This window comes from Lentzea tibetensis, assembly GCF_007845675.1.
GTDB classification, from domain to species: domain Bacteria; phylum Actinomycetota; class Actinomycetes; order Mycobacteriales; family Pseudonocardiaceae; genus Lentzea; species Lentzea tibetensis.
In genome coordinates this window covers 17349-28218 of record NZ_VOBR01000053.1, presented here as the reverse complement: position 1 = coordinate 28218, position 10870 = coordinate 17349, and the positions used below count along the sequence as shown (strand labels likewise).

The 10870-nt window shown below is 68.9% G+C and carries 11 protein-coding genes; 9 read left to right on the top strand and 2 right to left on the bottom strand.

Translation table 11 applies throughout. From position 1 onward, the window contains the following. Positions 1-108: 108 nt before the first annotated feature. On the bottom strand, positions 109-1152 hold the full coding sequence (locus tag FKR81_RS41530) for a cellulose binding domain-containing protein (RefSeq protein ID WP_146360881.1): 1044 nt from the start codon (positions 1150-1152) through the stop codon (positions 109-111). 173 nt (positions 1153-1325) lie between these two features. Between FKR81_RS41530 and FKR81_RS41525 the strand changes: the two genes are divergently transcribed. The 4 genes from FKR81_RS41525 (at position 1326) to FKR81_RS41510 (ending at position 5766) form a co-directional block, all read left to right on the top strand. Then, positions 1326-2321, top strand: coding sequence for a methionine synthase (locus FKR81_RS41525; protein WP_146360879.1), 996 nt, complete (start codon positions 1326-1328; stop codon positions 2319-2321). Between the two features lie 86 nt (positions 2322-2407). Then, positions 2408-4264, top strand: coding sequence for a glycoside hydrolase family 9 protein (locus FKR81_RS41520; protein ID WP_146360877.1), 1857 nt, complete (start codon positions 2408-2410; stop codon positions 4262-4264). Positions 4265-4334: 70 nt separating this feature from the next. Further along, entirely contained in the window at positions 4335-4904 is a 570-nt protein-coding gene (locus tag FKR81_RS41515) for an RNA polymerase sigma factor (RefSeq protein WP_146360875.1), read from the top strand. Further along, positions 4897-5766, top strand: a complete 870-nt coding sequence (locus tag FKR81_RS41510) for a CU044_5270 family protein (protein ID WP_146360873.1) — start codon at positions 4897-4899, stop codon at positions 5764-5766. The genes FKR81_RS41515 and FKR81_RS41510 overlap by 8 nt, the downstream gene beginning before the upstream one ends. On the opposite strand, the gene FKR81_RS41505 is transcribed toward FKR81_RS41510, so the two are convergent. Next, positions 5763-6269: a GNAT family N-acetyltransferase gene (locus FKR81_RS41505; RefSeq protein WP_146360871.1), complete on the bottom strand. Its 507-nt coding sequence runs from the start codon at positions 6267-6269 to the stop codon at positions 5763-5765. The two genes, FKR81_RS41510 and FKR81_RS41505, sit on opposite strands and share 4 nt — an antisense overlap. Before the next feature lie 22 nt (positions 6270-6291). Here FKR81_RS41505 and FKR81_RS41500 point away from each other — a divergent pair, with 22 nt between their 5' ends. The 5 genes from FKR81_RS41500 to FKR81_RS41480 are packed head-to-tail and all read left to right on the top strand — an operon-like array spanning position 6292 to position 10691. Next, positions 6292-6819: an LppU/SCO3897 family protein gene (locus FKR81_RS41500; RefSeq protein ID WP_146360869.1), complete on the top strand. Its 528-nt coding sequence runs from the start codon at positions 6292-6294 to the stop codon at positions 6817-6819. Further along, positions 6801-7370 (top strand): YdeI/OmpD-associated family protein, encoded by a 570-nt coding sequence (locus FKR81_RS41495; protein WP_146360867.1) that lies wholly within the window; start codon positions 6801-6803, stop codon positions 7368-7370. The genes FKR81_RS41500 and FKR81_RS41495 overlap by 19 nt, the downstream gene beginning before the upstream one ends. 5 nt (positions 7371-7375) lie before the next feature. Further along, complete coding sequence (locus FKR81_RS41490) at positions 7376-8029, top strand: hypothetical protein (protein ID WP_146360866.1); 654 nt, start codon at positions 7376-7378, stop codon at positions 8027-8029. A gap of 21 nt (positions 8030-8050) precedes the next feature. Further along, positions 8051-10195 carry an NAD-dependent DNA ligase LigA gene (ligA, locus tag FKR81_RS41485; protein ID WP_407936594.1) on the top strand — a complete coding sequence of 715 codons (2145 nt, stop codon included), beginning with the start codon at positions 8051-8053 and terminating at the stop codon, positions 10193-10195. Further along, positions 10188-10691: a GNAT family N-acetyltransferase gene (locus tag FKR81_RS41480; protein ID WP_146360862.1), complete on the top strand. Its 504-nt coding sequence runs from the start codon at positions 10188-10190 to the stop codon at positions 10689-10691. Before ligA ends, FKR81_RS41480 begins: the two co-directional genes overlap by 8 nt. Positions 10692-10870: the final 179 nt, after the last annotated feature.

Genomic DNA, 10870 nt, shown 5'->3' with positions numbered 1-10870 from the left:
TCAACGGCGCGCTGAGCCAGGTTCGTACCGGATCTGTACCGGAGATCAACAGTTGAGGCTGTTTCGCCTGGTCACGCCAGATATCGCCAGGTATGCCCAGGTGGTGCGTCAGACCTGCCGCATCTGCCCCAGTGTCGCGTTGGACGCGGCGACCATCGCGTCGCCCCAGTTGCCGGTGTAGCCGAAGTTCATCAGCATCGGGTTGACGACGACGTTGACGCCCTTGGCCGCGGCGTCCTGCAGGATCTGCACGGAGAACGGGTCCATGCCGTAGTCCTGGCCCTGGATCCGCATCGTGTAGCTGATCGTCGTGCCCCGCGTGTCCTGCAACCGCTTCAGCGCCGTGTTGACCACGGTCATCGGGATCGACGCCTCGACGTCGACGTCCAAACTGTTGCTGCCCACCGCGTTCAGCACCGCCACGTACGCGTTGTACAGCGCGTCGGAGGTGCTGCAGACGTGCTCGAGGTACGGCCCCATCGCGCCACCGGTCGCGACGATCACGCTGCCGCCGGATGCGCGCAACGCGTTGACGTCGTTGATGATCCGCGAGTCGTTCAGCGGGACCGTGCCGCCCCACGCCGGCACGCACCCGGCGCTGCTGCCCAGTGCGAACGCGAGCGTGAACACCTTCTGCCCGGTCGCGTTCGACGCCGACACCAGTGACGGCGACGGCATCGTGATGTCGATGTACGGTGCGACCCGCGCGCTGCCCGGTGTCGGTGGCACGTCGGAAGGTCCGGTGCTCGACGGCGTGGTCGGTGGCGTCGAACCCGAACCGCAGGCGATGCCGTTCAGCTTGCACCCGGTCGGCACGCCGGTTCCGCTGACCAGGAAGCCGAAGCTGACCGAGGCGCCCGCCGCGACGGAGCCGTTGTACTCGCGGTTGGTGAACGTGTGGTGCGAGCCGGTGCTCGACAGCGTGGCGTCCCAGTAGGAACCGGGCGTGCTGCCGGACGGCAGGTCGAACTCGAGCTTCCAGCCGGACAGCGCCGACGAGCCCGCGGTGATCGTGTACTTGCCCTGGTAGCCGCTGCTCCACGCGGAGTCCTGGCTGAACGCGGCGGTGGCGTCGGGAGCGGCGAACGCGGGAACGATGAGGATCCCGGTGAGCAGTGCGGCACTCGCGGCGAGGAGCGCGACTCGGGACATGAGCCCTCCAGGGTGAGGGTGGGTGCGGGAACGCGGGGCGCGATCGCGTTCCCGCACCACGTGCAGGGAAAGTGCCAACACTCAGCACCTGCTCAGTCACGGTAAGTGGCCTAGACCACATCGTCAATGGGTCTAGACCTTTTCTGTCTCGCGGACAATGGGAGACTTCCCGGATGCGCGGAGCGACAGGTATCGGTTCACTGCCGGGAACGGATCCGGACGAGGCGGCGCGAATCGTCGTCGGTGAGTTGCCAGACTTCCCGCACATCCCCGAGTTGCCGGCCCGCGGTGTCGGCGCGGACATGATCGGCCGCACGGCCGGGCTGCTCGTCGACCTCTCCATCGAGGTCGTCACCTCCGGCTACCGGGTCAGCGCGCGGCCGGGGCGCGACCACCGGCGCGCCGTCGACTTCATGCGGCGAGACCTCGACGCCTTCGAGGAGGCGCTGGAGACCGCGGGCGCGCAGCCGGAGTTCGTGAAGGTCCAGGCGGTCGGACCGTGGACGCTCACGTCCAACATCGAGCTCATGCGCGGCCATCGCGTGCTCACGGACAAGGGTGCGCTGAAGGAGTTCACCGAGTCGCTCGCCGAGGGCGTCGCACTGCACGCGGCCGAGGTCGCCAGGCGCACCGGTGCGAAGGTGATCGTGCAGCTCGACGAACCCGGACTGCCCGCCGTGCTGCAGGGTCTGCTGCCGACGCCGTCCAAGCTCGGCACCGTGGCCGCCGTGCCGGAGCCGGACGCGCGGTCGGTGCTCGCGTCCGTCATCGAGCCGCTCGGCGACGTGATCGTGCACTGCTGCGCGCCCAAGCCGCCGATGAGGCTGCTGCGCGAGGCGGGCGCGAAGACCATCGCGTTCGACGCCACGCTCATCAGCGACGCCGAGGGCCTCGACGAACTGGGTGAGGCGCTCGAAGCGCGCACCCAGTTGCTGCTCGGTCTGGTGCCCAGCACCGACCCCGGCCACCCGGTGACCTTGAAAGAGGTCGGCCAGCGGGCGTTCACGATCGTCGACCGGCTTGGTTTCCCCAGGTCAACGCTGGCTGAGCTCGCCGTCCCGACGCCGACGTGCGGTCTCGCGGGTGCCACGCAGAGCTGGGTTCTGCGAGCTTTGTCGCTTTCTCGTGATCTTGCGGCGGCCTTTTTGGAACCTCCCGAAGGCTGGTGAAGCCAGGAACCGGCGGCTAGTCTCCAGCCTCAATTAGGCAACTTTCTTAACCGTAGGCCACCGCCGGGCCTGGAACGGGAGTTCCCATGCGCTTCAGACGGGCGGCGCTCACCGCCGTTCTCACCGCGATGGTCGCCGCGGCCGCTCCCGCGAACGCGGCGCCCACCGGCCACATCCGGCTCGACCAGGTCGGCTACGGCGTCGCCGAGTCCAAGCAGGCGTACCTGCTCGGCGGGCAGGCGGGTGCGAAGTTCTCGGTCGTCGACAGCCGCGGTCGCACCGTCTACTCGGGCAAGGTCGGCGCCAGCCTCGGCGCCTGGAGCGAGAAGTTCGCGGCCGTGCACCCGATCGACTTCTCGAAGGTGATGCAGCCCGGCACGTACCGGGTGAAGGCCGGCGGCACCACCTCGCCGTCGTTCAAGATCGACACGCAGAACAAGCTGTTCTCGCCGGTCGCGCACAACACCGTCGAGTTCTTCCAGGCGCAGCGCGACGGTGCGGACATCGTGCCCGGCAGGCTGAACCGCAAGCCGTCGCACCTCACCGACCGCGAGGGCCTCGTCTACGAGACGCCGGTCTTCAAGGGCGAAGGTGGCGACGAGATCGCCGCGCCGCTCAAGGCGACCGGTGCGAAGGTCGACCTCGAGGGCGGCTGGTTCGACGCGGGCGACTTCGTGAAGTTCACCCACGCCAGCTCGTACTCGACCGCGTCCATGCTGCTCGCGCTGCGCGGCCGGTCGAACAAGGCGCTGGACGACGAGGCGAAGTTCGGCCTCAAGTGGCTGGACAAGGCGTTCGACGAGAAGAAGGGCGTGCTCTACGCCCAGGTCGGCATCGGAACCGGCAGCGAGGAGTTCGGCTTCGTCGGCGACCACGACGTGTGGCGCCTGCCCGAGGCCGACGACAAGCTGGACGTCAAGCCGGGCGACAGCGAGTACTTCATCAAGTACCGCCCGGTGTTCCGCGCGAACGCCGCGGGCGAGAAGGTCAGCCCGAACCTCGCGGGCCGCGTGTCGGCTTCGTTCGCGCTCGCCGCGCAGATCGAGGCGTCGCGCAACCCGAAGCTCGCCAAGTCCTACCTCGACAAGGGCGCGCAGCTGCTCGCGCTGGCGAAGACCACCGACGTCGGTGAGCTCGTCACCGCGTTCCCGCACGCCTACTACCCCGAGGACTCCTGGGCCGACGACCTCGAGTTCGGTGCCACCCAGCTCGCGGTGGCGGCCAAGGCGCTGAAGGACCCGCGGGCTGGCTCGCTCGCGAAGCAGGCCACGCACTGGGCGTCGGTGTACCTGGCCAGCGGTGACAAGGACACGCTGAACGTCTACAACACCAGCGCGCTCGGCCACTACGACCTGGCTCGCCTCGTGCGGGCGGGCGTTCCGGGTGCGGAGGTGACCGAGGCGCAGCTCGTCGGCGACCTCAAGCGTCAGCTCCAGCAGGGTCTCGACGCGTCGGCCACGTCGCCGTTCCGCACGGCCGCGGACGTCACGAACTTCGACGCCGCGTCCCGCAGCTTCGGCTTCGTCGCGACCGCCGAGCTGTACCAGAAGCTCACCGGTGACAAGAAGTTCGACGCGTTCGGCACCCAGCAGCGCGGTTTCGTGCTCGGTTCCAACGCGTGGGGCACGACGCTCGTCGTCGGGGTCGGCTCGAAGTTCCCCGAGTGCCCGCACCACCAGGCGGCGAACCTGTCCGGCTCGCCGAACGGCGGTAGCAAGGTGCTGGTCGGTGCCGTGATCAACGGCCCGAACAACGCCGAGTACTTCGCGGACCTCGGCGAGATGCCGGAGGGCTCGGTGGAGTGCACCAAGCCGTACACCAAGGAGTTCGACTCGAAGACCTCGGTGTTCGCCGACGACCTGCGGTCGTGGCCGAGCTCCGAGCCCGCGATCGACTTCACGGCGACGGCGGTGCTGAGCTTCTCGCTCACCGCTCAGGCCTGAGTCAGCAAGGCTGAAACGCGCCGATCGTGAACTCGATCGGCGCGTTTTGCTGATCAAGGGTGTGAACCCAGTGACTTCCACCGACGCGGAGCTCATCGAGCGATCGCTGCGCGTGCCGGAGACGTTCGCGACGATCTTCGACCGGCACGCGCCGCACATCCAGCGGTACCTGGCTCGGCGGCTCGGTCAGCAGGTCGCGGACGACCTGCTGGCCGAGACGTTCCTCGCCGCGTTCGCGAAACGCGGCAGGTACGACCTCGGTCGTCCGGACGCCCGGCCCTGGCTGTACGGGATCGCCACGAACCTGGTCGGGCAGCACCGCAGGGAGGAGGTGCGCCGGTACCGGATGCCGTCGGTCGTTCCCGACGAGTCGGATCACGCCGACCGGGTCGCGGCCGACGTCACCGCTCAGGCCATGCGGTCGATGCTCACCGGCGCGCTCGCGTCGTTGTCCACCGCGGACCGCGACGTGCTGCTGCTGATCGCGTGGGAGCAGCTCAGCTACGACGAGGTCGCGGCCGCGTTGGGAGTCCCCGTCGGCACGGTGCGGTCACGGCTGCACCGCGCGCGACGCAAGGTCCGGGAGGCACTGGGTACCGACAACCACACCGAGGTCGAGGAGTTGCTCAACAATGGATGACCTTCAGCTGGTTCGGGAGCTGGGCGACGAGACGCCCATGAGGTCGGCTGACGACCTCGCGTCCGCCCGTGCTCGGTTCGTGGCGGGCATGCGTCCCCGCAAGTGGCGCCGGATGGGCATCATCGGCGTCGCGTCACTGGGACTCGCCGCCGCTGTCGCCGCGGTGGTCACCTTGGTGCCGTTCGGTTCGCCCGCGCCCGTCCGGCAGGACGCCGCGCTCACCAGCAGCGCCGCCCCGCAGCCCGTGGAGACGGCCGTGCAGCTGCTGAACCACGCGGCCGCCGCGGCACGTGCGAAGCCCGACGCGGTCCCACGGCCAGACCAGTTCTACTACGTGCGCACCGGTGAACGGGAGAGCTGGCAGTCCGTCGACGGCACCCACGACGGGCTGCTGATCCTGGAGCAGCCCAAGGGTGATCGCGCACTGCTGCCCGGTTGCCGCAACGGCCGCAGCGCCGGTGTGATCGGCGACCGGGAGATACCCGGCCTCTGGTACCCGTGCGAGCCGCAGGGCGTGTACCGGTCCGACCTGCCGACGAACGCCGACGCGATGGCCGAGTACCTCAAGGGTGAGCGGAGGGACATCACCTACAAGAACGTCGCGAGCCTGGTGGTGGAGCAGTACCTGCCCGCGCAGCAGCGCGCCACGTTGTTCGAGGCGATGTCGAAGATGCCGGATCTGGTGGTGGTGCGGGACGTCAAGGACGGCTCTGGCAGGCCGGGCATCGGCGTCACCTCGGCGGTGCTCAAGGGGAACCGGTGGACGCTGGTGTTCGACGCGACCACCTACGAGTTCCTCGGCGACACCGAGCGCGCGATCGTCCAGTCCGGCTTCGTCGACGCGGTGGATCAGCGGCCCTAGATCCGGTTGAACGGCTCCGAGTAGCGGAACGCGCCGCTGGGCACCTCGCCGCAGGTGCTCAGCGGCCGCGCCTGGAAGTGCGGGGCCCACTCGGCGACCGGCGGGGTGATGCCGAACTCCTCGGCGAGCACGAAACCGTAGCGGCAGTAGTACTTCGGGCTGCCGAGCAGCACGACGACGCGTTCACCCAGCGCGTCCGCCGCGCCGATGACGGTGTGCATCAAGGCTTTGCCGACGCCGCTGCGCTGGTGGTCCGGGTGCACGCTCAACGGGCCGAGGCCCAGCGCGGGCACGTCACCGATGTACGCGCGCGTGCAGACGACATGGCCGATGACGTCCTCGCCGGTCACGTCCTTCTCGGCGACGAACGACAGTTCGGGGATCCAGCCCTCGTCCTCGCGCAGCCACCCGATCAGTGGAACTTCTGGGCCGTCGCCGAAAGCGGCCCTGGTCACGGCCGCGATGGGGGTGGCGTCGGACGGTTTCTCCCGGCGGATAAGCATCGGGCCAAGCTAGTCTGCCGACGTGCAGGAGGGCATCCGAAATACGGTGCTGGTGGTGCTCGCGGTCTCCGCCACCGTCGGTGTCAGCACCGCGGTCGACTCGTTGTTCCCCGATCCCGAACCAGAACCGCCGGCGGCGGCCTCGCTGATCCTCACGGACTACTCGAAGGCCCGCCCCGGCGACTGCGTGCGCTTCTCCGGGCCGGGTGAGAACGACGTCGGCATCTCGACCATCGACTGCGCGGCCGAGCGCGCCTCGCTGCGGGTCGGTTCGGTGGTGTCGTCGGCGACGTGTCCGCGCGGCGAGTACAAGATGTTGCGGGACACCAGGAACAACGTCGCGCTGTGCCTGCTGCCGAACGCGCGCGAGGGCGACTGCTTCGAGCTCGACACCGACGACATCCAGTCGTCCGAGGTGACGAAGTTCGACTGCTCGGCGCCGCGCGTGACCGTGCGCGTGGTCGGTGTTTCGTCGGGCGGTGGTTGTCCGGAGGAGACCGAGGTCGGCGTGCCCTATGAGAACCTGGTGCTGTGCCTGGCGAAACCTTGATCTTCGAGACGGCTGAGGTGTGGGAGGCGTGGCTCGCTGAGCACCACGCCACCGAGCGCGAGGTGTGGATCAAGTTCGCGCGCAAGGGTTCCGGGCTGCCGAGCATCACCTACGACGAGGCCGTCGAGGGCGCGCTGCTGTACGGGTGGATCGACGGGCAGTCGCGGTCGCTCGACGAGCAGTACTTCCTCCAGCGCTACACGCCGCGCACCGCGCGCAGCAAGTGGTCGAAGACCAACTGCGGACGCGTGGAGGCGTTGACCGCGGCCGGGCGGATGAAGCCCGCGGGGCTGGAGCAGGTGTCGCGGGCGAAGGCCGACGGGCGGTGGGACGCCGCGTACGCCGGTCCGGCGACGATCGAGGTGCCCGCGGACCTGCTGGCCGCCCTGGACGCGCGGCCGGCCGCGCGTGCCTTCTTCGCCACGCTGAACAGCAGGAACAGGTACGCGATCCTGCACCGGATCCACGACGCCAAGAAGCCGGAGACGCGGGCGCGGCGCATCGAGAAGTTCGTCGACATGCTGGCGGACGGTCAGACGATCTACCCTTGAGCATCATGAGCTGGTTCCGCCGACGGCGCTCCGAAGAGCCAACGCCCGTGCACCTGCCGAACCCCGTCGAGGCCGCTGAGCGGTTCTGGCGCAGCTGGTTCGACTTCCTGCCGGTGGTGAGCGCGGCACTCGGCGACGGCGAGTCGCAGCGCGTCGACGGCGAGCTGCGCGCGATGGTCGCGGCCGTGCACCCGGAGCTGACGTTCTCGCTGGAACGCGGCCACATCGCCATGTACGCGCTGGTCGTGACGGGTCAGGAGGACCCTCGGCTGCGTCCGTACACCGACGCGTGGATGGCCGCGGCGCCGCCTGCGGACATGGTCTTCGAGTACCACGACTCGGTGCCGCCGGTGCCGGACCCGACCGAGGTGACGATCAACCTCGGCGAGCACAAGCTGGCGCTCGCGGACTTCCGGATCGTGGCCCAGGTGGACGGTGACGTGGTCGACGTGGCCGTCTACCACCCGCTGCTGGCGTCGCTGGACGAGCAGTCGCGGCGGACGATGACGTTCCTGCCGCTCGACGTGACGCTGGGTGAGCGGCTGGCGGGGGAGCGGCTGCGGCGCGTGGAGACCGCGTCGCTGGAGCCGGCCGGGACCATCGGGCTGCTGGAGTTCCGGTCACTCGTTCGTGAGCTGGCGTCGCACGACGACGCCTGACTGTCAGACCTGCTCATTAAGCTGGGCACCGTGAGCACCGAACCTGTCCAGAGTGTCGAGGACGTTCCCGCCGACGTGCGCGAGCGGCACGCGGCACTCGCCGAAGAGGTGAGCGGGCACCAGTTCCGCTACTACGTCCTCGACTCACCGTCCGTGAGCGACGGTGAGTTCGACGCGCAGTTGCGCGCACTCGAGGCGCTGGAGGCCGAGTATCCGGGGCTGGCGACGCCGGACTCGCCGACGCAGAAGGTCGGTGGCACGTTCTCCACCGAGTTCCGCGCGGTCGACCACCTGGAGCGGATGCTCAGCCTGGACAACGTGTTCGCGCAGGACGAGCTCGCGGCGTGGTTCGAGCGGGTCGAGAAGGAGGTCGGCACCGGCACGCACTACCTGTGCGAGCTGAAGATCGACGGTCTCGCGATCAACCTGCTGTACGAGAACGGCCGGCTCACGCGCGCGCTGACGAGGGGCGATGGCCGCACGGGTGAGGACGTGACGCTGAACATCCGCACGCTGGGCGACGTGCCGGAGGTGCTCACGGCGTCCGCCGAGCACCCGATCCCGGCGGTGGTCGAGGTGCGCGGCGAGGTGTTCTTCGCCGTCCAGGACTTCCTGGCGCTGAACGCGTCGCTGGTCGAGGCGGGCAAGCCGCCGTTCGCGAACCCGCGCAACACCGCGGCCGGGTCGTTGCGCCAGAAGGACCCGAAGGTCACCGCGTCGCGCAAGCTGCGGATGATCTGCCACGGCATCGGCAAGCGCGAGGGCTTCGACCTGACCAGGCAGTCGGTGGCGTACGAAGCGCTGCGGGCGTGGGGCCTGCCGGTGTCGTCGCACACCAAGGTGCTGTCGTCGTACGAGGAGATCAGCAAGCACGTCGAGTACTGGGGCGCGCACCGGCACGACGCGGTCCACGAGATCGACGGCGTCGTGATCAAGGTGGACGAGGTCGCGCTGCAACGCAGGATGGGCACGACGTCGCGCGCGCCGCGCTGGGCGATCGCCTACAAGTACCCGCCGGAGGAGGCGACCACCACGTTGCTGGACATCAAGGTCCAGGTGGGTCGCACCGGCCGGGTCACGCCGTTCGCGATGATGGAGCCGGTGAAGGTGGCCGGGTCGACGGTCCGGCGGGCCACGTTGCACAACGGCAGCGAGGTCAAGCGCAAGGGCGTGTGGATCGGCGACCGCATCGTGATCCGCAAGGCGGGCGACGTGATCCCCGAGGTGCTGGGCCCGGTGATCGACCTGCGCCCGGCGGACGCGTACGAGTTCGTGATGCCCGTCGTGTGCCCCGAGTGCGGTCACCAGCTGCGGTCGATGAAGGAAGGCGACGTCGACATCCGTTGCCCCAACGCGGCATCGTGCCCCGGCCAGCTGCGCGAGCGGCTCGCGTACCTGGGCAGCCGGAAAGCGCTGGACGTCGAGGTGCTCGGCGACGAGGCCGCCGCGGCGCTCGTCGAGTCCGATGTGTACACCGACGAGGGCGACCTGTTCGAACTGGACGCGTCGCGGCTCAAGGAAGTCGAGCTGTTCCGCACCAAGGCGGGCGAGCTGTCGGCGAACGCGGTCAAGTTCCTGGAGAACCTGGAGACCGTGAAGTCGCGTCCGCTGTGGAGGGTGCTGGTCGCGCTGTCGATCCGGCACGTCGGCCCCACCGGGTCCCGCGCGCTGGCGCTCCAGTTCGGCTCGATGGACGCGATCATCGAAGCGTCTGAGGAGGCGCTGGCCGCGGCCGAGGGCGTCGGCCAGACGATCGCGGCGGCCGTCGTCGAGTGGCGCGAGACGCCGTGGCGCCAGGAGATCGTCCGCAGGTGGAGCGCGGCGGGCGTGCGCATGGAGGACGAGCGCGACGAGTCGATCGAGCGCAACCTCGAAGGCCTGTCCATCGTGGTCACCGGCTCGCTCCAGGTGTTCTCCCGCGACTCGGCGAAGGAGGCGATCCTCGCGCGCGGTGGCAAGGCGGCGGGCTCGGTGTCCAAGAAAACCGCTTTCGTCGTGGTCGGCGAGTCACCAGGATCGAAGGCGGAGAAGGCGATCCAGCTGAAGGTGCCGGTGCTCGACGAGGAGGGCTTCCAGGTGCTGCTCGACCAGGGGCCCGATGCGGCGCTGGAGGTCGCCACCATCGGCGACGATTCGGTCGATTCGGGGGAAGAGTCAAGTGACTGACGTGGAGATTCGTCCCGCACGTACAGACGAACTGGCCGCGATCGGCGAGATCACCGTTGACGCGTACCTGGCCGAGGGTGTGATCGACAACAAGACGACCGGGTACGCGGTCGATCTGGCGGACACGGCCGCGCGCTTCCGCGACGCTGTGCTGCTGGCCGCCGTTTCCGGTGACGGGACCGTTCTGGGGTCGGTGACCATCGTCGAGCCTGGTACCCCGTACGCGGAGATCTCCCGGCCGGGGGAGTTGGAGTTCCGCATGCTGTCTGTTGCTCCGTCTGCACGTGGTCGCGGTGTGGGTGAGGCTTTGACTCGTGCGGTGATCGCGCATGCGCGGTCTTTGGGCATCGGGCGGGTGGTGATGAGCAGTTCCGAGCACATGAAGACTGCTCATCGGTTGTACTCGCGGCTCGGTTTTTCCCGGTTGCGTGAACGGGACTGGCGGCCGTTGCCCGGTGTTGAGCTTTGGGCGTTCGCGTTTTCGCTGGATCTTTAGTGGTTGTCTGGTGGTGGGGTGGGGAGGGGCTCGCTGATCACCAGAGGTCGCCACATCGACAATGCCCTGTCAAGGCGGAAAAGCTGCCTTGACAGGGCATTGTCGATGTGGCAAGGCTTCGCCTGATCAGCGAGACCCTCCCCACCCCCTGCCCTCCGGGAAAGTTTGCTCTGATCGTT